We start from the raw sequence: 21,646 nt of genomic DNA, 5'->3' as shown, positions 1-21,646 counted from the left end.
TGAGCTCAAGACGGCAGCAACTCAGCCAGCTTGGTGCGGAAATCTCCCTTGGGCATGCCGCCCTTCAGTTCTCCCTCGATCGAAAAATCTCCATCGGGATCGTTCACCAGGAGGTAGGTGGGCCAGCCCATCCCCTCCTTGTTGGGGTACTGCTTGAGCAGGATCTTCCGGTATTTCCGATACATCTCCGTGTCCTGCAGCATCACGGAGATGAAGCTGCAGCCGAGTTCCTCGGCCACCTTGCCGTCGTAGTGACTCATGCGGTGACAGGTGCCGCAGTCTTCAGAGCTGAACTTGATCAGGTGCATCGGCAACGGCCCAGGACAGGATCTCTCCAGCATGGAAAGGAACCAGTCCATTCACAAGTTCCGGCACGAGATGGTCACGGCGTTGCAACGTGATGCGACGCGTGTTGGCTGGACGGTTGTAGAAGGCCGGCCCATTCAGGCTGGTGAAGGCTTCGAGATGCTCCAGGGCGCCCTCCTCATCAAAAACCTGGGCGTAGCTCTCCAGGGCGAAGGGCGCATTGAAGATGCCGGCGCATCCGCAGGCACTTTCCTTGGATGCCCGTTCGTGCGGTGCCGTGTCGGTGCCGAGAAAGAAGCGTGGGTCACCGCTGGTGGCCGCCCGGCGCAGGGCCTGACGGTGACATTCCCGCTTGGCCACGGGGAGGCAATAAAAATCACTGCGCAACCCGCCGGCAAACATCGCGTTGCGGTTGATGTGCAGATGGTGGGGGGTGATGGTGGCGGCGAGATGACGATCCGCTGAGCTGACGTATTGCACCGCTTGCTCGGTGGTGATGTGCTCGAACACAACCTTCAGCTCGGGATGGCGGTCCCGCAGTGGTGCCAGATGGCGTTCGATGAACACCGCCTCTCGGTCGAAGATATCGATCTCGCTGTCCGTGACTTCACCATGGATCAGCAAGGGCATGCCGATCCGGGCCATCGTTCCCAGCACGGGATCGATCTGCAGCAGATCCGTCACCCCTGCGGCGGAATTGGTGGTGGCGTTGGCGGGGTAAAGCTTGGCGGCAGCAAAAACGCCCTCTCGAAATCCTGTCTCCAACTCGGCAGGAGCGATCGAATCCGTGAGGTACGCCGTCATCAGGGGCGTGAACTCCAGATCAGCGGGGCACGCCGCATGGATACGGTCGCGGTATGCCCGTGCGGCAGCCACCGTGGTCACCGGGGGACGCAGGTTGGGCATCACGATGGCCCGCTGAAAACGGCGGGCGGTATGGGCCACAACCTGGTTCAGCATCTCCCCGTCGCGGAGATGCACGTGCCAATCATCAGGGGCGATGATCGAGATCTGATCAGACATTCAGCTGCAAACCGTTCACGGCAAGGCGCAAGGCATCGAGGCGATCACCAGTGATGTGGCTTTGGGGGAGCCGATCCAACAGCTTCAGCTTCTGCAGGCGCTTCTCCGTGCTGCCCGTTGCACCGACCAGGAACACCTGACGACTCTCTTCAATCGCTTCCTTAACGGCATTCTCGAGGGCGATCGCAGCGGTGACCCCCAGGTGGGACACCTCGGAGAGGTCGAAGACCACCGCCTGACAATTGCCGATGGCGTTGTGCTCACGCGAGATGGCCTTGGCCACGCCGAAGATCATCGGCCCGGCGAGCTGGAACAACAGAACCTTGCCGGAGGCCTGATCCAGCAACACCTGCTCTTCATCGGTCAGCTCCACATCGTCATCGGCGGTGCTGATCGTTTTCACTTTTCTGGACTGCAACGCGCTCATCCGATCAATGGTGAGCACGTTGGCCACGAAAACTCCGATGCCCACTGCAGTGATGAGATCCACCAGCACCGTGAGCGCAATCACGCCGTAGGTGATCACCGCAGCTTTCACCGAGAGGTGGTGGGCCCGTTGGAGGAAATCCCAATCAATGATGTCGATGCCCACCTTCAGGGCGATGCCCGCCAGCACAGCGAGGGGAATCGTGGACGCAAGGGGCGCGGCAGCCAAAACGACCACCATCAGAATCAGCGCGCGGACAATGCCCGACAGGGCTGAGCGTCCGCCGGCCTGAATGTTCACGACGGTGCCCATCGTGGCTCCCGCCCCAGGCAGTCCGCCAAAGACGCCCGACGCGATGTTGGCCAGTCCCTGACCCACCAATTCCTTGTTGGAGTTGTGCTCCGTGCGGGTGAGGCTGTCAGCCACAACGGAGGTGAGCAGCGCATCGATGCAGCCGAGCATGCCCAGCACTGCGGCATCCACGAACATCAAACGCAGCTGTCCGCCCGAAAAGGTGGGCACATGCAGGCTGGGGAGCTCAGCATTGAACGGAGGAATGGTCTTGAGACCGGCGTCGTGGAACAGGGTCATCGACAGCACCGTTCCCAGCACCAGCGCCAGCAGCTGCGGCGGGCAGAAACGCTTCACGCTGGCTGGGGTGAACCAAAGGATCGCAACGGTGATCAACGCCAGCGCCAGCTCCATCGGCTGAATTCCGGCAATCAAACCCGGCAGGTTGGACAGGGTTCCCATCACCCCGCCCGATGCGGTCTGCCCCAGGAAAGCGGGCAGCTGGAGAATCACCAGGATGGCTCCAATCCCCGACATGAAGCCAGAGATCACGGTGTAAGGCATCTGGGTGACGTATCGACCCAGACGGAACACGCCAAAAAGGATCTGAAACAGACCCGCCAGGATGACCACGGTGAAGGCCATGGCCATGGCCGTTTCCTTGTCCGGAGCTGTGGCGGTGAAGCTCAGGATCACCGACGTGAACACCACGGTCATGGGACCGGTGGGTTCGGAGATCAAGGTGGGCGTTCCGCCGAAGAGAGACGCCACCAAGCCGATGATCACGGCGCCCCAAAGCCCAGGGGCAGGGTCACCCGTTGCGGCGACCCCGAAGGCCAGGGCCATCGGCAGAGCAATCACCGCGGCGGTCACTCCACCAAAGGCGTCACCCCGGAGGTTGCTGGTGCTGATCCGGTTCAACAAGGTTTCTTATCTATTACCCAGGTGAGTGACCTTAGGTTGATTCGCTTCAAAGCACAATCCCCGTACAGCTGAGCTCGCTCCATGCCTGAATTTCTGCAGGCCTCGATCCAAGTGCTCCTGGGCATCGGACTGCTTTTCGGTGGCGGGGAACTGTTCGTTCAGGGGTCCGTCGCCATGGCGGTGATCTTCGGCATTCCCCAGCTCGTGATCGGCCTCACGGTGGTGTCTCTGGGCACCAGCGCCCCGGAACTATTCGTGAGCCTGAGTTCGGTGCTGCAGGGAGCTGACGCCCTCGCCGTGAGCAATGTGGTGGGCAGCAACATCTTCAACGTGATGGTGGTGCTGGGCAGCAGCGCCCTCGTGCTGCCCTTGCGGGTTGAAAGCCGCCTGGTGAGGCGGGATGTGCCTCTGATGATTGCCATCTCAGCGGCGGTCTGGGGCATGGCCTCCGCAGGACGGGTCACCTGGCAAGCGGGCCTGGCCTTGCTGTTGGGGCTGGTGATCAACACCATCTGGGAGATCCGCACTGCCCGTGAAGAACCGGACGACAGCGGCAGCGCTGAACCCGAAATCAGTGACGAAGCAAACAAAGGTGGATTGATCCCAGCTTCGGTGCGATTGATTGCCGGCATCAGCGTTCTCTCGATCGGATCCAGGGTTCTGGTGAATGGCGCGGTCAGCGCCGCAACCCTTCTGGGGGTTAGTGAGGCAGTGATCGGTCTGACAATCGTTTCAGCCGGAACGTCGATGCCCGAATTGATCACGTCCCTGGTGGCCGCCCTGCGCGGGCGCACCGATCTGGCGATCGGCAACGTGGTGGGCAGCTGCCTGTTGAACCTGATGCTGGTGCTGGGCGGCGGAGCCATAGCGGCAGCTGGCAACGGACTTGAAGTCAGCCCGGAACTGATTCAGGACGACTTGCCGGTAATGCTGCTCACCAGCCTGGCCTGTATGCCAATTTTTTGGACGAACGGTCGAATATCCCGCTTGGAAGGAGGGCTACTTCTCGGCCTATATGTTCTGTATCTGGTCGACAATGTTTTGCCACGAACGGCTATGGCCACCTGGGCCGATGAATTTCGCCTTGTGATGCTCTGCGCTGTAATTCCAATCGTGATGATTGTGATTTTCACCCAGGCAGTTTTTTATTGGCGGGACAACCAGAACAGTCCAACCACTTAAATCAATGGCTAAAAAGCGATTGCCTTTTGGCTATTAGCAGCCACGTGATCCAACTCATCTCTGGCAATTAATTCGATTACATCTCGAAGAGTTTTTGGCTCACATTCATCACGGGCAGCCCACATATTTCCCTCTTTTCTCCAATAGGCTGTTGCAATGGGAGTTACGGGCTGCTGCAACCATTCATCTGGCTGCTCCAGAAGCATGCGCCGGTACGTTTTGACAGCTTCGGCCTCAACAGCTTCTCCAAGCAAAGAGGCCAACTCGTGATCCAACAAGGTAGTAAAAGCAAATACCCAATAAACAAGGACAGCTACATGCCTTGCCACAAAGCGATCTACCCATAAAGACAATCCACCAAGATCACGAGAAAAAATGTCTTCATGCGTCTGCTCATTACTATCCTGCCGACGTGCCAGCTCCAGAGTTTTACGAATAGCACCGCTCTGATCGAGGCCAATCGTCTCAAGGTAATGACAAGCACTTTCCTCAGCTGTATAGGCCGTGCGAGCAATAATCTCTAAAGATGCTGCCCGGCGAGCGTCAGCTGCAGGCCAAAAAAGGCTGAGCAACTGCTCCCCTGATTCAATCAAAAAATGAGCAAAATCAGCCTTATGACCTCGAGTCTGCATGAATGATTCCACGTCATATATATCGATCTAATCGTGGTCTAGTTCGCCATATATGCATTGTCTTGCACCTTTCATACTGTCGAAAGAATTGCCGGATCACTACATCGTCACAAACTCCTCTGAAACAGAGGGGTGCAGTGCCATGGTGCGATCGAAATCGGCCTTGGTGGCGCCCATCCCCACGGCAATCGCCGCCATCTGAATGATCTCCGCGGCATGCTCGCCCACCATGTGGCAGCCCAACACCCGATCGGTGGCCTTCTCCACCACCAACTTGAGCAGACAACGGGGACCGGAGGCGGGCAGGGCCCGCGCCATGGACCGGAAGCGGGCTCGATGCACAACAACACCATCCACGCCATGGCGTTCGATGGCCTGTTCTTCCGATAGGCCCACGGTCGCCAGCTCTGGATCGCTGAACACGGCACTGGCCACCAGGTCGTGGTTCACCTGCCGCTGACGCGACCCGAAGACGCTGTCGGCGAAGGCACGACCTTCATCAATGGCCACAGGCGTGAGGTTGACCCGATCGGTGACATCACCGACAGCATGGATGTGGGGAACCGAGGTGCAGGAGTTGGCATCGACCCTGATGCGGCCGTTCTCGGTCGCTACGCCGGCAGCATCCAGCCCAAGATCCGCAAGCCAGGGGCGACGCCCTGTGGCCATCAACACACCGCCGCAAGCCAAAGACTCACCATTGCCCAGCCGCGCCGTCAGCGCCCCGAGCTCTCCCTCCACGGACACCAGCGTTTGCTCCAACAGCACCTCGATGCCCTGCTCACGCATGCCACCCAGCACGGCATCGGCCAACTCGGCATCAAAACCGCGCAACAAGCGCGGACCACGCACCACCTGGGTGACCGCAACACCAAGGCCCCGCAGGATGCAGGCAAACTCGCAGGAAATGAAGCCTGCGCCCACCACGACCACGGCTGAGGGGACATCCTCCAGAAGGAACATGTCGTCGCTGACCCAGGTGTGTTCAACCCCAGGGATCTCCGGCCGGACCGGCCGGCCACCAACCGCCACCAGAAAGCGCGGGGCCGAGAGTTCCTCTCGCAGGGGCCCACCGCGTTGATCGGAAATGCCAATGCGATCTGCTGCCGTGAAGCGTCCCCAACCGGAGATCAACTGAACGCCGGCCTTCTCCAGAAATCCGAGATGGAGGGCATTGAGCCGATCCACCTCGGCGCGCACCCGACGCAGGAGATCAGGCACATCCGAACGCACCGAACCGATCTCAAGGCCGTAGGCCGAGGCATCCGCCAATTGATGGCGGGCCTGGGCGCCGTACACCAAAAGCTTCTTGGGAACACAGCCGCGGATCACGCAGGTGCCGCCGACGCGATCACCCTCCACGATGGCAACGCGGGCTCCATGACGGGCCGCGCGTTTCGCAGCGGCCAGACCACCGGAGCCTGCTCCGAGCACAACCAGATCCAGATCAGCGCCCATAACAGAAGGGTGCTCGAGACGACGGGCGTCATCGTAAAGATGGCGTTATGGTCCGGGGAAGGAGGCCATAAAGGCCCAAGACGAGTCGGTCGTATTTCAACCGCGTCCTTAAACCATGAACCGTTCTTCCAAGCGCCGCAGGCAGCCGCCTGAACCTGAGCTGCGCCTCAAACGATCGCAACGCCGCGAGATCGTGATGATGATCACCAGCGACGACATGAAACTGCGGCTGAAGCAGTTGGCTGATCAGGGCCGCCAGCAGGACTGTCTGGCGCTGATGCACGAACTGGGCGACTGGCAGTCCTATGGACGGGCAACGCTTGCGCCAATCCTGCATGCCCCTTTCATCGGAATCAGCTGAACCCCTGAGCTGGTCGGACCTGGCCAGCCTGGCGATGCCGGAACCGAATCGGATTGAAGGGCCGACCAGTGCCCAGGCCACGTTGCGCCTGTTCGGACAGCCTGAATCCAACGTGATGGTCACGCTGTACCGCGACCACCACGCCTGGTGCCCCTACTGCCAAAAAATCTGGCTGTGGCTGGAGTTCAAGCGCATCCCCTACCGGATCCGCAAAGTCACCATGCGCTGCTACGGCCCGAAGGAGCCGTGGTTCCTGGAGAAAGTGCCCTCAGGGATGTTGCCGGCCCTGGAGCTCAACGGGCGGCTGATCACCGAAAGCGACGACATCCTGCTGGCCCTCGAACAGCAGTTCGGCCCCCTGGGCATGGCGATGACAGTGCCGGAAGCTCTGGAGCTGCGCCGTCTTGAACGGCTGCTGTTTCAGGCCTGGTGCATCTGGCTGTGTTCACCACGGCTGAGTCCGAGGCAACAGGTTCTGGCCCGAGAGCAGTTTCAAGACATCGCCCGGCGCTTCGAACGGGAGCTGAACCGGGAGGAAGGACCGTGGCTTCGGGGCCCGGAGCCGCAGACCGTGGATCTGATCTTCGTTCCCTACGTGGAACGGATGAATGCCTCGCTGGCTTACTACAAGGGATACCGGCTGAGGGCTGAGCATCCAGCCATTGACCGCTGGTGCCGTGCCCTGGAGCAACTGGAGACCTACCGCGGCACCCAAAGCGACTTTCACACCCATGCCCATGACCTGCCGCCCCAGATGGGCGGCTGCTGGCCCGACGATGGAGCGGAAGCAAAGCGCCTGGCCGAACGGATCGACCGAGGTGATGGCCTCGGCGAGGACGAAGCCTGCTGGGATGCGGACCATCAAGCCGATCAGGCCGTCATCGCCCTGAGCCGGGTGCTGCGTCACCAGCAACGGCTGCGCGAGGTGAACCCCATGGGTGCTGCAGCCTTTGACCAGCCCCTGCGCTGTGCCCTCACCCGGTTGGTTCGCAACACCCCCTGCCCGCCTCCAGCGGGGAGTGCCGCCGGGCTGCGCTATCTGCGCGATCGCATTTCGGTGCCAAGGGATATGCCACTCCCGGCCGCTCGACTGCTACGTCAGGCCCTTGAAGCCACCGCCCAGCTGGATGGCCCTGAGCAGGCCAAGCCCTTGCCGGTGAGGGATCGCTTTGATCAGGATCCCCGACCATTCTTAATTGGGTCATAGTGCGGGGGCGTCAACGCTGAGTCGTGCCCCTGCGGCTGCCCGCTTACCAACCGATCCCCGCCCCCGATCGGGGGACCGATCTGATTGAGGTGTCAGCGGCGCAGCTGCAGCCGACCCAGTGGTGTGTGGGACTGGCGGAGATCTGGTCGCGCGAGAAGGATTTCGCCCAGGACACCCGTCAGCAACGTCTTGACTACCTGCGCGGCAAACCGGTCCCTTTGATCCGATCTGCCGATGGCGCCATGTGGATGCTGGACCGGCACCACCGGCTGCGAGGCCTGATCGGCATTGATCCAGGGGCCACCACCTGGGGTTACGTGGTGGAGGAGCTGCCAACCGCCGACCGAAGCGCTGTGCTGGCCCATCTGCACAACCAGGGCTGGCTCTACCTCTACGACGGACGAGGCAACGGCCCGCGCCCAGCCGAGCAGCTACCCACGAGCCTGCTGGGACTGGACGACGATCCCTACAGGAGCCTCGTGTGGAAGCTGAAGCAGGAGGGGTGGATCAAGCCTCAGCCCCTGATCCCGTATCACGAGTTTCGTTGGGGTGCCTGGCTGCGCAGCCGGCCCCTGCCCCCCTTTAGCTCCAGGCGCCTGGAGCCGGCACTCGCAGCAGCCCGCCAGCTGGTGTGCTCAGCCGCTGCACAGGACATGCCGGGCTGGAAAGGTGACAAGAAAGCCTGCCGCTGATCAGCGCTTCTTGCGGGAATCGATCTGCAGCAGATCCTTCACCTTCTGCACCTGACCGGCGAGCTGGGGGTCGGAGGCCAGTTTCTTCTCCACCTGCTCGATCGCGTACATCACCGTGGTGTGGTCTTTTCCGCCGAAGTTGTCGCCGATCCTCGGCAGGCTGAGGTCGGTGCCCTGGCGCATGAGGTACATCCCCACCTGTCGGGCCTGGCTCACGGCGCGGCGACGGGTGCTGCTGCACATCTCCTCGGCCGTGACATCAAACACCTCAGACACCTTGTCGATCACCTGTTGCGGCGTGACCTCCACCCCCTGCCCCGTGGGGTCGAGCATCGGTGCCACGGATTCCACGGTCATCGGCAGCCCCGTGATGGAGGCGAAGGCCACAGCCCGGGTCAGGGCCCCTTCCAACTCGCGGATGTTCGAGGTGAAGCGACCGGCGATGTACTGGATCAGATCACGGGGCAGCGACATGCGCTCCTGCTCCGCTTTCTTCTGAAGAATCGCCATGCGTGTCTCCAGGTCAGGCGACTGAATGTCTGCGATCAGGCCCATCTGGAACCGGGAGATCAGGCGCTGCTGCAACCGTGGAATCTGGCTGGGGGGACGATCACTGGCGATCACCACCTGACGCCCTGCCTCATGCAGGGCATTAAAGGTGTGGAAGAACTCCTCCTGGGTGTACTCCTTGCCCTCGATGAATTGAATGTCGTCCACCAGGATCAGATCGGCGGCGCGGTAGCGATCGCGGAAGGCCTGCATGCCGTCCTTGCGGATGGCCTGGATCAAGTCATTGGTGAAGGTTTCGGTGGAGACATAGGCCACCCGAGCCCCTGGGTCGATTTCCAACCGGTAATGACCAATGGCTTGCATCAGGTGGGTTTTGCCCAGGCCCACACCGCCGCAGATGAACAGGGGGTTGAACTCCCGGCCCGGTGCTTCAGCCACAGCCAAAGCCGCCGCATGGGCCATCCGGCTGTTGGGGCCGACCACAAAACGGCCGAACACGTAGCGGGGATTGAGCCCGGGCAGGTAGCGGCGTGGGGAGCCGTTCCGCGCTGGAGCCGATGCCGACTCCTGGGCCGCTGGAGGCGGTGCCGCATCTGCAGCGGCTGAGGCCTCATCGGTGGCATCCGGCAGCGGCAAGGCGGTTTCCGCCAGCACCGTCACCTGGACGGGCTGACCGCTGATGCTGCTGGCCATCTCGGCGATCGTGGGCAGCAGCTGCTCCCGCAGACGAACGCTGGCAAAGGGATTCGGGGCCAGAAGCTTCAGCTCTCCATTGGCAAAGCCGCTGCAACCCGTGGGGCGAATGAAGGTCTCGAAGGTGGGCTTGCTCAGCTTCGCCTGCAACCCATCCCGCACCTTGATCCAGAGCTCTTCGCCCGTCTGCGCCAAAACCGCCCATCGCCCAAGCGCTGAATCTACGCATGCCTATCCGCTCAGGCCGTCTTAAATGCATCAGCACACATCTCGTCGTGATGCCCAACGCCCAGCATTGGCTCGCCATCGCCCTGGCCGGGAGCGCACTCTCCGGTTGCAGCCTGGTGAGAGACCAGCTGGGTCTGACCCCCAAGCCACCGATGACGGCGCCACCGGTGGTGCACGATCAGCCCCGCAGCGCGCCTCTGCAACCGGGGGACAACGTGATCGTGAAGGCGGTGGATCGCGTCGGTCCGGCGGTGGTGCGCATCGATGTGGTGAAGGAGATCTCCAACCCCTTCGGAGGGATTTTTGGGATGGGTCCCTCCAGCCAGCGGCAGCAGGGCCAGGGCTCCGGCTTCATCACCCGGGCCAGCGGCCTGATCTTCACCAATGAGCACGTGGTGCGTGGTGCCGATCAGGTGGCGGTGACCCTGCCGGACGGACGCAATTTCAAAGGCAAGGTTCTCGGCACCGACCCCCTCACCGACGTGGCGGTGGTGAAAGTGGTGGCCGACAACCTGCCGGTGGCGGCCCTGGGTAACTCCGACCAGCTCAAACCGGGGGAATGGGCCATTGCCATCGGCAATCCCTTCGGCCTGAACAACACCGTAACGGCCGGCATCATCAGCGCCGTCGGCCGCCTCAATGCGATCGGTGACGGCCAGCGGGTTCCCTACATCCAGACCGATGCAGCGGTGAACCCCGGCAACAGCGGCGGCCCGTTGATCAATGCCGCCGGTCAGGTGATCGGCATCAACACAGCGATCCGCACGGCCCCAGGTGGCGGCTTGAGTTTTGCGGTTCCGATCAACCTGGCCAAGCGGATCGCGCAACAGATCGTCAGCACCGGCCAGGCCTCCCATCCCTTCATCGGCGTGCAGCTGATGAACCTCACGCCGCAGCTGGCGCGGGAAATCAACGCCACCAACAGCGCCTGCACGGTGCCCGAGCTGAATGGCGTGTTGGTGAAGGAGGTGGTGAAAGGCACTCCTGCCGCTGCGGCCGGAATCCGCCAGTGCGATCTGATCCTCAAGGTGGAAGACAACCCCGTTCAAACCCCCACCGAAGTGCAACTCGCCGTGGACCGCGGCCAGGTGGGGGAACCGATGCAGCTCAGACTTCAACGCAACGGAAGGGAGCTGATCGTGCAGGTGCGCCCGCGGGAACTGCCTCGCAACAATTGAGATGGTGCAGATCGTTGTGATGGCCCGCTGGCCATCACCGGGCCGATGCAAACGCCGCTTGAGCCGCGACCTCAACCATGAGCTGGGCTTGGCCAACAGCAGCGAACGCGCCACAAGGATCCAACGGCGGCTCACGCAGCACACCGCAGCGGTGGTGCGGAGCCTCGCGTGCACCATGGAGATCGAGCCGGTGCTGGCGGTGAGCGGACTCGGCCCCCGTGCGGCCGATCGCTGGGGGCAACAGCTGGGGCTGAGGCAGGTGCGGATGCAGGGGAGGGGGCAACTCGGCACCCGATTGCGACGGCAATTGATGGACAGCCATCGCCACAACAGACCCTGCCTCGTGATCGGCACGGATCTGCCCGAACTCAATCCCGATGACTTGAAGCAGGCCGTTGAGCAGTTGGAGCAGCATGACCTGGTGCTGGGGCCAGCCTCCGATGGGGGCTACTGGCTGCTGGGGATCGGCGCATCCCTGATCCGCAGCCCGCAGCACTGGCCGCTGATCGGCATTCCCTGGGGCGGCCCCAGGGTGCTGGAGGCAACTCTGGAGGCGGCGCGCAGGCGACAGCTCTCATCGGCCCTCGTGGCCCAACGGAATGATCTGGATCACTGGAGCGATCTGAAGCCATGGCAGGGCTGAGCGTTGTGATTCCAACCCTGGATGAAGCAAGCAGGCTGCCACTGCTGCTGGCGGATCTGCAGCGATGGCCGGGGGAGTTGGAGGTGATCGTCTCGGATGGCGGCAGCAGGGATCACACCCGGGCGGTGGCTCAGCTGGCCGACGCCAACGTGCTCAACAGCCCCACCTCCGGGCGGGGTCCACAGCTGCGCTGGGGCGTTGGCCACAGCTCCCATGCCTGGGTGCTGGTGCTGCACGCCGACAGCCGCCTGCCGGACACCTGGCACCACAAGGTGGGAGCGATTCTGAACAGGCCGGAGGCGCACCTGAGCGCCTGGTGCTTCGACTTCAAGGTGGAGGCGCATGGGCGGCCGATGCTGTGGCTGCTGGAGCGGATGGTGAACCTGCGCAGCCGTTGGCTGCAACGCCCTTACGGCGATCAGGGCCTGTTGATTCAGCGCCAGCTGTATGAACGCGTGGGCGGTTACCGGCCCCTGGCGCTGATGGAAGACCTGGACCTGGTGGAACGCCTGAGCCAGGTCGCTCCCCTCCGTTCATTGAACTGTGCCCTGCTCACCAGCGCAGAGCGCTGGCAGAAGCGAAGCGTGCTGGTGCAGGCCTGGCGCAATGCCCGGCTGCGCTGGCTGTGGCGTCAGGGCCGATCAACGGAGCAGCTGTTGCGGCTCTACAGGCGCTGAAGGGTCCGATCAGTTGGCGTACCAGAAGGCACAGCGATGGCCCTGGGGCTCGAGATCCCAGCCCTGGCCCTGATAGAAGCTGACGACGCCCGGATCGGCGAACAGGCTGACCCGCTCGGTTCCCATCTCATCAAGGGCCTCGAGGATGTAAGCCATCATCTGCTTGCCCAGACCATTGCCCTGGTACAGGGGATGGACGGCCACGTCCCAGACGGTGGCTTCGAAAACACCATCCCCGGTGCAGCGCGCAAATCCCACCAGACGAGGCACCCGTGGGTCGTGCCGCCAAAGGCCAACTTTGAGCAGGCTGTGGCTGAGGGCCTTACGCACCCGGCGAATCGGCCGGCGGCTCCAGCCCACCGCTTCCAGCAACTGCTCGAGTTCCACCAGATCGAAGGGGTACTCCTGGCTGAACACCAAGGTGATCTGGTCATTGGCGCAGGGGCAGAGACGCGCCCCATGGCCGTACTGCTCCAACAGAGGATCAGCAGGCATGGGCAGAGGAGCGATCACAGACGCGCCAACCCCCGCTCCTGCAGATCAGCCAGCTGGGCGTAGAGCCCACCGCGGGCCCTGAGCTCGCGATGGGTTCCCTGCTCGATCAGTTCACCGCGGCGCAGCACGAGAATGCGATCCGAGGCTTCCACCGTGGCCAGGCGATGGGCAATAACGATGGCGGTGCGCTTTTGCAGCAGGCGATCGAGATCAGCCTGCAGCGTCGCCTCCGTTGAAGGGTCCATGAAGGCGGTGGCTTCATCCATCACCAACACCGTTGGCTTGCGGATCGCCACCCGGGCCACCGCCAGCAGCTGGCGCTCGCCTGAGGAGAGGTTGCCGCCCCGCTCGCGCAGCTCCGTCTCTAGCCCGTTGGGAAGCTTGGCCAGCAGCTCGTTGAGACCAAGCTCAGCACAGACCTGAGCCAGCTCTCGATCGCTCACCGACGCATTGAGCCGAAGGTTGTCGGCCACATTGCCGCTGAACAGGAACGTGTCTTGAAGCACGACGCCCAGCTCACGCCGGAGATCCGCCATCGGGATCGTGCGGATGTCCCGTCCATCAAGAAGGATGCGCCCCTGCTGGGGTTCATACAGGCGGCAGAGCAGGCGGATGATCGTGCTTTTGCCCGACCCCGTGGGGCCCACCAGGGCGACATGTTCTCCGGGGGCGATGCGGAAGGAGAGGTTGCGGAGGATCGGATCGTCCGGCCGATAGGCGAAGCTCACGTTCTCGAAGATCACCTCACCGCCACCGCCACCGCCACTCACGTGGGGGAGAACCCCTTTGGCCTCAGCGATCTCGAGGGGCTCCTCCATCAACTCGCCGATGCGTTCGACCGCCGTCAGCCCACCCTGGATCTGGGTGAAACGCTCCGCCAGCTGACGCAGCGGATCAAACAGGCGTTGGGAGGCCAGGATGAAGGTGGTGAGGGTGCCAAGACCCATGGCGCCATTGGTCACCATCAAGCCGCCAAGGGCCAGAACCAAGGCAATGGCGGCCAGAGCCACCCATTCCAGGAAGGCTGAAATGCTGCTGTCGAAAAAGATCGTTCCGTTCACAGCGCTGCGATAGTGCATGCCGGTGCGCAGGAAGCGGGCGCTGTTGACCGTTTCACGGCCATACATCTGAACCACCTCGAGGCCCTGGAGGTTCTCCTGGAAATCGGCATTGAGCTGGGAGAGCTCTTCACGCACGCGGTAATTGGCCTTGCGGTAACGGCGCTGCAGCCAAAGCACGGCCAGGGGGACGGGCACCTGCGTGAACAACAGCAGCAGCCCCAGCCTCCACTCGATGAACAACATCGTTGAGGCCAGCACCAGCAGGCTCACCAGATCGTTGAGCACGCCCACGGCACCACTGCCGAACACCTCGGCCAGGGCATCCACATCGCTAGTGAGCCGTGTGAGCAACTTGCCCACCGGCATGCGGTCGTGAAACCGCAGGGACAGCGACAACGCATGCTCAAACAGGTCGTCGCGGATGCGGGCGGTGAGCCGTTGTCCGACGGCCAGGATGCTGAATTGCTGCACCCCCTGCAGGCCGAGCCGCAGCAGCACGGAAACGAAGTAGAGCCCGATGATCACGCGGATCGAGGCAGAGAGGCTCATCCCCGAAAGGAAGGGAAGACTGGACTCTCCGCGCAGGACGCTGACGGCCTGACCGAGCAGAACGGGTTGCAGTGCTCCGGCAAAGGCCAAAGGCAGCAGCAACAGCAGGGCCACCAGCAGCCGCCGGCGATCCCGCACGAGATAACGACCGAGACGACGGACCCGGCGCCAATCGGCGACGGCCCCCATCAGCTGGAGCTCCCGACGGGTGTTGCGGCGCGGATCGCATCAACGATGGAGGCCAAGGGGCCGTGGTCGAGGCGAACGGACAGGGGGTGCCCCACCAGTCGAGCTGTGGAGTGGAACAGGTCTTCGATGGCGATCAGGCCGTTCTCCCGCAGGGTGCGACCGGTGGCCACCAGGTCGACAATCGCTTCCGACATTCCGGTGATGGGCCCCAGCTCCACCGAGCCATTGAGGTGAACCAACTCAACGGGAAGGTCGAGGGCATCGAAATATTCCCGGGCGCAGTGGGTGAATTTGCTGGCGACGCGGCAGTGGGCGGGCAGATCAGCGGCCCGGGTGTAACCACTGCTCTCCTGAACCGCCACAGCCATGCGGCAGCCGCCAAAGCCCAGGTCCACCAGTTGAGCGACGGGGAGTTGGTGCTCCTTGAGCACGTCGTAACCCACCACCCCCAGCTGAGCCTGGCCGTAGGCCACGTAGGTGGGCACATCGCCGTTGCGAACAAGCAGGGCCCGGGCGCGCCCGCAAGGGGTGGGCACCATCAACTGGCGGTTGTTTTTGTCCAGTACAGCGGAGAAATCAAGACCAGCCTCCGCAAAGCGGGCCACCGAGTCTTTGAGCAGCGCTCCTTTGGCCAACGCGACGGTGATCATGGGTCCAGCGCTGACCGGTTAACCAGGCAGGACTTTAACGATGCATTCCTCACTTCATGCCCTGCCGGTGCTGCAGGACAACGTGATCTGGATCTGGGTGAGGGGTGCGGAGGCCGTGGTGATCGACCCCGCCGTGGCGCCGCCGGTGCGGGATTGGCTGGACGAACGGCAGTTGAGCCTGGCCGCCGTGCTGCAGACCCATCACCACGCCGACCACATCGGCGGCACACCGGAATTGCTGAAACGCTGGCCCCAGGCTGCGGTGATTGCCTCCGCTGAGGACAGGGAGCGGATTCCATTTCAGACGATGCCGGTGCGGGATGGCGACCAGATCACTGTTCTTGGGCACGAGGTGGAGGTGCTGGATGTGGCGGCCCACACCCGGGCCCACATCGCCTTTTTCATCACGAACCCGGAGGGCGGCGAGATCGGGCCCCTGTTGTTCTGCGGGGACACCCTGTTCAGCGGGGGCTGTGGCCGACTGTTTGAAGGCAGCGCTGAACAGATGCATCAGGCCCTGCAGAAGCTGGCGGAACTGCCCGAGGCCACAAGGGTTTGTTGTGCCCACGAGTACACCGAGGCCAACCTGCAATGGGCCGTGGAGCAACGCCCCAGCGACGCAGCTCTGGCTGAGCGCTACCGGGAGGTGCGGAGGCTCCGTGCCCAAGGAGAGCTGAGCCTGCCCAGCAGCATCGGCATGGAACGCCGCACCAACCTGTTCATGCAGGCCGGTTCAGCCGCGGAGTTGGCCGTGCTGCGCCAGCACAAGGACCAGTGGCGGCCGGCATGAGCGATGGCGAAGCAGGGGATCACCAACGGCGATGATCGTGGCGACTGCTGTTGAGAACCAACCCATGAGCGCCAAGGCCATCACCACTCAAGACGCCCCTGCACCGGTTGGGCCTTACAACCAGGCAGTGCTGGCCGGCGAGTGGCTCTATTGCTCCGGGCAGATTCCACTGGATCCAGCCACCGGCGAGATGGTGGGGAACGGTGATGTGGAGGCGGAAACGCATCAGGTGCTGAAAAACCTCTGTGCTGTGCTGAAAGAAGCTGGAGCCGCCCCGGCTCAGGTGGTGCGCACCACGGTGTTCCTGGCAGACCTGGGCGATTTCGCAACCGTGAATGGCATCTACGCCGAGGTGTTCGGCGAGGGGGTCAGCCCAGCGCGCGCCTGCGTTCAGGTGGAAGCCCTCCCCAAGGGAGCACGGGTGGAAATCGACTGCGTCGCCTGGCTCGGCAGCTGAGCCTGGCCCGCGGGGGCATAGGTTGGAACTGGCTTCAGTGGTCCTATGCCTCAGGCGAAACTCACCATCGGTGAATTAGAGGCGGGCTATCCGATGTATTGCAAGGCGCTGCGGCGTCTCCTCCAGCAGGGAAAAACCGTTCAAGACATTGAACGCACCGTCTGCTGGGGGCATCTGGAAACGCTGAACCGCTGCCTACCCACCCGCTACAAATCGCCCTCCTACCTGCTGGCCCTGATCCGCCGCGACCTGGAGAATCCAAAAGAGGATTGAGAGCGGTTGTCTCAGCGTTTTCCCAGCGTTCTCGTGGCCAACGCTTCAATTTGAACTGAAAACAGGCGTTAAACCAGGCTGAGAAGCAAGGGCTTGGCATGACCCGCTGTATTTTTCGCAAGCCCAAAAGGCAACTCAAGCTGAGTGAGGGGCTTGGGGTGATCACGGTGATCCTGGGAGCGGCCCTTTGCCTGGAACTGCAGAGCGAGCTGAATCCCAAGCCCTCGACGATGCAGTGGACAACCCTGCTCGGAGAACGCGAGACAATGCAGGGATGGAGATCGAACAGCTCGAGCAGATTGCCGCAGTGATCGTGACGGCAGGGCTGGTGGCCGGAAATTTCCTGATGTTCACCCCCTGGCGCAACGGGGAGGATCCCAGGCATCGGAAGCCGCAGAGCCTGATGCCCCAGAACGAGTCTGTTGTCTCAGATCGCCCGAAGCCGTACGCCATGCAGGCATCCCAGCGCTTGGATTCGTGATCTCCTTAGGGTGATCAAATGCACCCACTCGAGCTGTTCGATCGTTTTCGTCGCTGGTTTGGCTGGGTCGCACCAGGACGTCAGCTATGGGAACGCAAGCCTGAGCAAGTGGCCCCGGATCGCTCTGATGACTGGCTCTTGGAGCCGCCGAGCCTGGAGGAAGCTCGTTTGTTGTTTCCTCAGTTGGATGAAGAGCGGGCCTTGCTTCGTTATCAACAGCTCCGCCTGGAAATGCGGGAGCGTGACGGCCGCGGTTTTTGATCACCCAGCCCACGGTGCCGCCGGTGCCCTGAGTCAATGCGCCAGTTAGCTCATGTGTCGGGCTGAACAATTGAGCAATAACTGAAGTTCTACGGGACGGGCTAAGACCAGCTACATCAAGGTGAATGCGTCAGCCGGGTTGCGATTGGAGACAGCACCCGGCTTTCTTATGCCGCAACGGTGCAGCCCGATCTAGCTCGCTTCTGGAGCCCAAAGCTTGCAGCGGGTCTGGCTACTCCTTGTCTTTCCTCAGCTTCTCGAAAGCTGCCATCACGTTGGCAGTGGCTACCCCCTGCGACTCTCCAGTAACCCGCATACGTCTCTCAACCAGCTTCTCCACGAGCTTCTGGGTGGAGTCCATTCAGCGATGAACCAGGAATGCCAGGACATAGCCGATCAGCAGACCTTTGCCGAAGGTGATCCACAGCATTTGGTATTTGCTCAGACCAAAGCGTTGTCTGATCCGCTTGATAAACGTCTTATGCCACAGCAGGACAGAGCAGGTCTGCTTCACCTTCTTTGACTTCTTGGATTTCTTGCCCATCCATCCATCCTGCCCTCAACCAGCCTCAGGTGCCCAGCCCAGCTCCTTTGTCTTGGTGGGCGCCCAGAGCTTGCAGCGCTTCATCGTTTTGCACCAACACGGGGTATCGAGCGGAATCATCGCCGCGCATTGGCAATAAAAAAACCCAGCCAGAGGCTGGGCTTCTGTTGAATGGAGCCAAGGAGACTCGAACTCCTGACCCCCTGCATGCCATGCGTCTAATCCCTTCGCCAAAAACCAAGTTCTAGACAAGCAAAAGTCACAGCAGCACAGGTCTTTTAAGGAATACTCACCCGACCTGCACCAGCAAGCCAAGGCAAGTAAAGGCAGAAATCACACCTAGAAATCACACCAAACCAAGGCATACTGAGCACCTGCTTGCCAGTCAGGTGCTCATGGTCAAAACGGCTCCTTGGCTCAAGGACCTGCGGGGCACGATCAAGCGCACCTACGGACCTGGCTGGGTGCTGGAGGAACGCTCTGGCTGCTTCAAAATCCAGCGACGTGAGGAAGGCAACGCCAGGGAAGGCAAGCGTCCCACCATCACCACCAAGATTCGTTTTGCTCCCAGCAGCAGCACTGAGGTGCTCGTCCTCATTGGTGAGCTGAAGCGAAAGATGGCTGACCTCGGGCTAGGCCTCTATGCGGCCCACTCGCTGATCAGCGGTGCTGCAGAAGATGAGAACTCCGGTGGCACCAACTGGCCCGAGGTGGTCAAGCGATACGAAGCCAGCCGCGTCGGCACAGGACAGGTGAAAGCTGCGACCTACGACAGAGAGGAACGCCGTCGCATCGAACGCACCATCGAGCTGATCAACGCCAAAGGACGCGGGGCGGTAAATGATGGCCCCGGTGTCATGCGGAACTACACCAGCCAGCACCTGGCAGACCTCAAGCTTGGTGGCGTTGGACGTAAGCGCGCGCTTCTCGATGTTTCACGCTTCTTGCGCTTCGCAGTGACCAAATGCGGCGCAGAACAAAGCTGGCTTCCTATTGAGGGTGACGATCTCCAAGACCTGATCGGCCTGGCGGAGACGAGGAAAGAAGACAAAGTCCCGGTCAAACCAGAACAGCTATTTGGTCTGATCGACAGCCTTTACGAGAAGCCGGAGCTACGCCTCGCCGTCACCCTGGTGGGGCTGTTCGGTCTACGTCCAGCGGAGCTGAAAGCAATGCGCGTGGAGGACGGCAAGCTCAAAATCGGCAACGTCAAACGCAACCGGGCCACTGCAAAGGCTCCCAAACCAGATCGCATCGCCTACCCACTGGAGATTCCAGAACTCGCAGGTGCATCAGGTCAGGCTTTGGCTCAGCTCAGCAGCGGGCTGGTCAAGCTGCCGGTTGGGATCCTCAACGCCCAAGACTTCAAAACCTGTGGGCACACCTTCAGGCAGTACCTCGATCGCCATCCCTATTGGGCTGCGCTGGTCAAAGCCAACCCTGGGCTCTCCCCATACAGCCTTCGGCATGGCTACGCCTACCGAGGAGCCCTAGCTGGCATACCCCTCAGACAGCTCGCTGCATCCATGGGCCACGACGTACGCACCCACATGAAGCACTACGGCCAATGGACTGATGAGGCTGGCCTAGATGCAGCCTTTGGTGTCGCAAACGTCAAGCTCACCGCATCGCTGACCAAGCGTCAACAGCAGATGCAGCAACAGCAGTAGTCAGCGGCAAACTGACCGTACTCTTGATTTGCTGATGGAGCTGAAAAATTAACGGGCGCACCATCAGCTTTCGCTTTAAGACCGATGCGGTCGTAGACCGGAGAGTCGCGGCTCAGCCGGTGGGCAGCGTCTCCAGCCGTTTTTTTCTCTTGGCAACAAAAAGACGAGGTTGGTATCGATTCACGCTGAATCGACTGGTGTCACACGCGTATTTGAATTGCGTCCCGTTCTGGAGGGCTCCGGGCGGGACGCGGACCCATGTCAGCGGCAACTGCTGGGTCCGTCTGTCATAACGAAAATGATCGCTCTTCAGCGCACAGGCGGTGAAGGCGGAACCGAGATTGAAGTGCACACACAAAAAAACACTCTCTGTAATCGCAGCAAAGAGTTTTCACTGATACACCTTGACCAGATTTGGGCCAAGCCGTGGGCGACCTGAGCAAGGAGCAGGAACAAGCCATCGCTCGGTCAACGATGTATCTGATCGCATTACTCCTGAGCATCCTGATGATCTTCATTGCAGGACTTTTTCTGTCTGCGGAACTTGAACAGCAAGCCCTACAGAAAGCCGAGACAGCACAACAGATCGCACGTCAACAGGAGATCACTCCTCAAACGCAGCGGCCATGGGCTCTGTGGAGAAGACACGCCGATGAGGAAGCATGAGCCCTCTTCTCCTGCTGGTTGGCTTAGGGCTCGGGGGTTGTCTCGCCGTATGGCGAAATAAGCGAGCCCTCAAAGCCAGAGAAAAACGAAGGCGTTAGCCGTCCTTCGCCAGCTCAATAACGTTCCGCCAATCAGCCCCCAGCTCAGCGGCCAGGTCCTTCTCTAAAGATCTCAAATACCGCTTCCGCTGCCCTGACTCTCCGCCAACCCAAACCGGAATCTCTTTTTTGGTTTCACTCATGTTCAAAACCTTCCCACAATGAGGCGATGGCTTACTCCTCACGGTTAACACTGCTGTACATAGCGACAGTCGGTCGATACACCAACCACTCCGGATGCTTATCCCTACTTCTTCAATTCCGTGCCAAACAACCATCGCTCAAAGGTACTAGGCAGCCAACTGAGCGTCGAGATCAGAAAGTTCTTTGATATCTACCTCTAATTTATCCAAAAGAGGTTCACAATAATTGCGAGCACTGGGATCTTGAACAAACTCTTCCCGATAAAGCATTAATTGAAGAATCTCAATCTCTTCGCTCAGGCAATCACGGTAGGAATAGCCCACAACACACTCCAAAAAACAGAGAACTCATTAACCATGCACGAATTTCGAAAACGCTGTGGTCCAAATATCGCAATGTCCGGGACTCAACAACACAAACTGTGGCCTTAGTTACACATCAAGGACCGGGCCACCGTTCTCCAGCACCTCCAGCTGCTCACCAATTGCAACTGGAGCTCCGAAGTCATAGTCTCAAGCCAGTTGACGCAGTCGCGATTTATGCGTTGTGGCGCCGTGAAGGCAATTGGGGCTATGCCCCTTTCAGAGACTTGTCCCGAGAGAGGTGGTGGGCTGGGCTCGGGTGATTCGCCTTCTGGTGAGAGGATTACCCTGTCTGCGATTAGGTAGTAAGTAACGCGATTTAGCTGAAGTCAGTGCGGTTACGACGGAATTGCACCGCAACTGGCAGAGCTGATTGCCAGCCTGAACGTGTCGACAAACGAGCCCCTTTATTCAGAGCTGGGGGGCTCTTTTTTATGCAAGCGAAGCCACTGCCCTCGTAGCGGTGGCCTCGCCGCTCCAAGGTCAGTCGTCCAACGGAGCACTTTTGTCGTAACCCTGCTTCG

General features: G+C 61.2%; 25 protein-coding genes. 14 read left to right on the top strand and 11 right to left on the bottom strand.

Annotated features, from left to right (window positions below; genetic code table 11):
• Positions 1–5 precede the first annotated feature (5 nt).
• Genes NCN05_RS06750 through NCN05_RS06740 form a run of 3 tightly spaced genes read right to left on the bottom strand, consistent with a single transcriptional unit; the run spans position 6 to position 2,971 of the window.
• The gene (locus tag NCN05_RS06750; RefSeq protein WP_025362365.1) at positions 6–308 is read right to left on the bottom strand and encodes a thioredoxin family protein; all 303 of its coding nucleotides are present in this window, start codon (positions 306–308) and stop codon (positions 6–8) included.
• Positions 283–1,329: a dihydroorotase gene (gene pyrC / locus NCN05_RS06745; protein WP_250397504.1), complete on the bottom strand. Its 1,047-nt coding sequence runs from the start codon at positions 1,327–1,329 to the stop codon at positions 283–285. The genes NCN05_RS06750 and pyrC overlap by 26 nt, the downstream gene beginning before the upstream one ends.
• Positions 1,322–2,971, bottom strand: a complete 1,650-nt coding sequence (locus NCN05_RS06740) for a SulP family inorganic anion transporter (protein ID WP_115082054.1) — start codon at positions 2,969–2,971, stop codon at positions 1,322–1,324. The genes pyrC and NCN05_RS06740 overlap by 8 nt, the downstream gene beginning before the upstream one ends.
• 81 nt (positions 2,972–3,052) lie before the next feature.
• Here NCN05_RS06740 and NCN05_RS06735 point away from each other — a divergent pair, with 81 nt between their 5' ends.
• Positions 3,053–4,153, top strand: coding sequence for a calcium/sodium antiporter (locus tag NCN05_RS06735; protein WP_250397503.1), 1,101 nt, complete (start codon positions 3,053–3,055; stop codon positions 4,151–4,153).
• Positions 4,154–4,161: 8 nt separating this feature from the next.
• On the opposite strand, the gene NCN05_RS06730 is transcribed toward NCN05_RS06735, so the two are convergent.
• Both NCN05_RS06730 and gorA read right to left on the bottom strand, forming a co-directional pair.
• Positions 4,162–4,797 carry an alternative oxidase gene (locus tag NCN05_RS06730; RefSeq protein ID WP_250397502.1) on the bottom strand — a complete coding sequence of 212 codons (636 nt, stop codon included), beginning with the start codon at positions 4,795–4,797 and terminating at the stop codon, positions 4,162–4,164.
• An 87-nt stretch (positions 4,798–4,884) separates the two neighbouring features.
• The gene (gene gorA, locus NCN05_RS06725) at positions 4,885–6,243 is read right to left on the bottom strand and encodes a glutathione-disulfide reductase (protein ID WP_250397501.1); all 1,359 of its coding nucleotides are present in this window, start codon (positions 6,241–6,243) and stop codon (positions 4,885–4,887) included.
• A 115-nt stretch (positions 6,244–6,358) separates the two neighbouring features.
• Here gorA and NCN05_RS06720 point away from each other — a divergent pair, with 115 nt between their 5' ends.
• Genes NCN05_RS06720 through NCN05_RS06710 form a run of 3 tightly spaced genes read left to right on the top strand, consistent with a single transcriptional unit; the run spans position 6,359 to position 8,503 of the window.
• Positions 6,359–6,604 (top strand): hypothetical protein, encoded by a 246-nt coding sequence (locus NCN05_RS06720; protein WP_041434546.1) that lies wholly within the window; start codon positions 6,359–6,361, stop codon positions 6,602–6,604.
• Entirely contained in the window at positions 6,579–7,811 is a 1,233-nt protein-coding gene (locus NCN05_RS06715) for a glutathione S-transferase family protein (protein WP_250397500.1), read from the top strand. The genes NCN05_RS06720 and NCN05_RS06715 overlap by 26 nt, the downstream gene beginning before the upstream one ends.
• 23 nt (positions 7,812–7,834) lie before the next feature.
• The gene (locus tag NCN05_RS06710; protein WP_114988355.1) at positions 7,835–8,503 is read left to right on the top strand and encodes a ParB-like protein; all 669 of its coding nucleotides are present in this window, start codon (positions 7,835–7,837) and stop codon (positions 8,501–8,503) included.
• Here the strand turns inward: NCN05_RS06710 and dnaA are convergent, their stop codons facing one another.
• Complete coding sequence (gene dnaA, locus NCN05_RS06705; RefSeq protein WP_115160728.1) at positions 8,504–9,901, bottom strand: chromosomal replication initiator protein DnaA; 1,398 nt, start codon at positions 9,899–9,901, stop codon at positions 8,504–8,506. It abuts the gene before it with no gap.
• A gap of 83 nt (positions 9,902–9,984) precedes the next feature.
• Here dnaA and NCN05_RS06700 point away from each other — a divergent pair, with 83 nt between their 5' ends.
• Genes NCN05_RS06700 through NCN05_RS06690 form a run of 3 tightly spaced genes read left to right on the top strand, consistent with a single transcriptional unit; the run spans position 9,985 to position 12,432 of the window.
• Complete coding sequence (locus NCN05_RS06700) at positions 9,985–11,112, top strand: trypsin-like peptidase domain-containing protein (protein WP_250397499.1); 1,128 nt, start codon at positions 9,985–9,987, stop codon at positions 11,110–11,112.
• 1 nt (position 11,113) lies between these two features.
• On the top strand, positions 11,114–11,755 hold the full coding sequence (locus NCN05_RS06695) for a TIGR04282 family arsenosugar biosynthesis glycosyltransferase (RefSeq protein WP_250397498.1): 642 nt from the start codon (positions 11,114–11,116) through the stop codon (positions 11,753–11,755).
• On the top strand, positions 11,743–12,432 hold the full coding sequence (locus NCN05_RS06690; protein WP_250397497.1) for a TIGR04283 family arsenosugar biosynthesis glycosyltransferase: 690 nt from the start codon (positions 11,743–11,745) through the stop codon (positions 12,430–12,432). The genes NCN05_RS06695 and NCN05_RS06690 overlap by 13 nt, the downstream gene beginning before the upstream one ends.
• Before the next feature lie 9 nt (positions 12,433–12,441).
• On the opposite strand, the gene NCN05_RS06685 is transcribed toward NCN05_RS06690, so the two are convergent.
• From NCN05_RS06685 to hisG, 3 genes are read right to left on the bottom strand one after another with little or no spacing between them, the layout of a single operon-like run.
• Complete coding sequence (locus tag NCN05_RS06685; protein ID WP_250397496.1) at positions 12,442–12,927, bottom strand: GNAT family N-acetyltransferase; 486 nt, start codon at positions 12,925–12,927, stop codon at positions 12,442–12,444.
• Between the two features lie 14 nt (positions 12,928–12,941).
• A complete protein-coding gene (locus tag NCN05_RS06680) occupies positions 12,942–14,726 on the bottom strand; it encodes an ABC transporter ATP-binding protein (protein ID WP_250397495.1) in 1,785 nt (594 codons plus the stop codon).
• Complete coding sequence (hisG, locus tag NCN05_RS06675) at positions 14,726–15,376, bottom strand: ATP phosphoribosyltransferase (protein WP_250397494.1); 651 nt, start codon at positions 15,374–15,376, stop codon at positions 14,726–14,728. Before hisG ends, NCN05_RS06680 begins: the two co-directional genes overlap by 1 nt.
• Positions 15,377–15,416: 40 nt before the next feature.
• Between hisG and gloB the strand changes: the two genes are divergently transcribed.
• From gloB to NCN05_RS06650, 5 genes are all read left to right on the top strand, one after another.
• The gene (gene gloB / locus NCN05_RS06670) at positions 15,417–16,166 is read left to right on the top strand and encodes a hydroxyacylglutathione hydrolase (RefSeq protein WP_250397493.1); all 750 of its coding nucleotides are present in this window, start codon (positions 15,417–15,419) and stop codon (positions 16,164–16,166) included.
• A gap of 64 nt (positions 16,167–16,230) precedes the next feature.
• Positions 16,231–16,623, top strand: a complete 393-nt coding sequence (locus NCN05_RS06665) for a RidA family protein (RefSeq protein WP_250397492.1) — start codon at positions 16,231–16,233, stop codon at positions 16,621–16,623.
• 45 nt (positions 16,624–16,668) lie between these two features.
• A complete protein-coding gene (locus NCN05_RS06660; protein WP_006850228.1) occupies positions 16,669–16,896 on the top strand; it encodes a DUF3136 domain-containing protein in 228 nt (75 codons plus the stop codon).
• Positions 16,897–17,170: 274 nt separating this feature from the next.
• Positions 17,171–17,377 carry a hypothetical protein gene (locus NCN05_RS06655; RefSeq protein WP_250397491.1) on the top strand — a complete coding sequence of 69 codons (207 nt, stop codon included), beginning with the start codon at positions 17,171–17,173 and terminating at the stop codon, positions 17,375–17,377.
• 18 nt (positions 17,378–17,395) lie between these two features.
• Positions 17,396–17,638 (top strand): hypothetical protein, encoded by a 243-nt coding sequence (locus NCN05_RS06650; protein ID WP_250397490.1) that lies wholly within the window; start codon positions 17,396–17,398, stop codon positions 17,636–17,638.
• A 361-nt stretch (positions 17,639–17,999) separates the two neighbouring features.
• Here the strand turns inward: NCN05_RS06650 and NCN05_RS06645 are convergent, their stop codons facing one another.
• On the bottom strand, positions 18,000–18,182 hold the full coding sequence (locus NCN05_RS06645) for a hypothetical protein (RefSeq protein ID WP_250397489.1): 183 nt from the start codon (positions 18,180–18,182) through the stop codon (positions 18,000–18,002).
• Positions 18,183–18,571: 389 nt separating this feature from the next.
• On the opposite strand from NCN05_RS06645, the gene NCN05_RS06640 reads away from it, so the two are divergent.
• Positions 18,572–19,852, top strand: a complete 1,281-nt coding sequence (locus NCN05_RS06640) for a site-specific integrase (RefSeq protein WP_250397488.1) — start codon at positions 18,572–18,574, stop codon at positions 19,850–19,852.
• 112 nt (positions 19,853–19,964) lie between these two features.
• Here NCN05_RS06640 and NCN05_RS06635 read toward each other — a convergent pair whose 3' ends face one another.
• On the bottom strand, positions 19,965–20,204 hold the full coding sequence (locus NCN05_RS06635) for a hypothetical protein (RefSeq protein WP_250397487.1): 240 nt from the start codon (positions 20,202–20,204) through the stop codon (positions 19,965–19,967).
• A 74-nt stretch (positions 20,205–20,278) separates the two neighbouring features.
• On the opposite strand from NCN05_RS06635, the gene NCN05_RS06630 reads away from it, so the two are divergent.
• Positions 20,279–20,518, top strand: a complete 240-nt coding sequence (locus tag NCN05_RS06630; protein WP_250397486.1) for a hypothetical protein — start codon at positions 20,279–20,281, stop codon at positions 20,516–20,518.
• The last annotated feature ends 1,128 nt before the right edge of the window (positions 20,519–21,646 follow it).

It is taken from the genome of Synechococcus sp. MU1651 (assembly GCF_023630635.1).
Lineage (GTDB): Bacteria > Cyanobacteriota > Cyanobacteriia > PCC-6307 > Cyanobiaceae > Parasynechococcus.
This window is presented reverse-complemented; position numbering and strand designations above follow the sequence as displayed.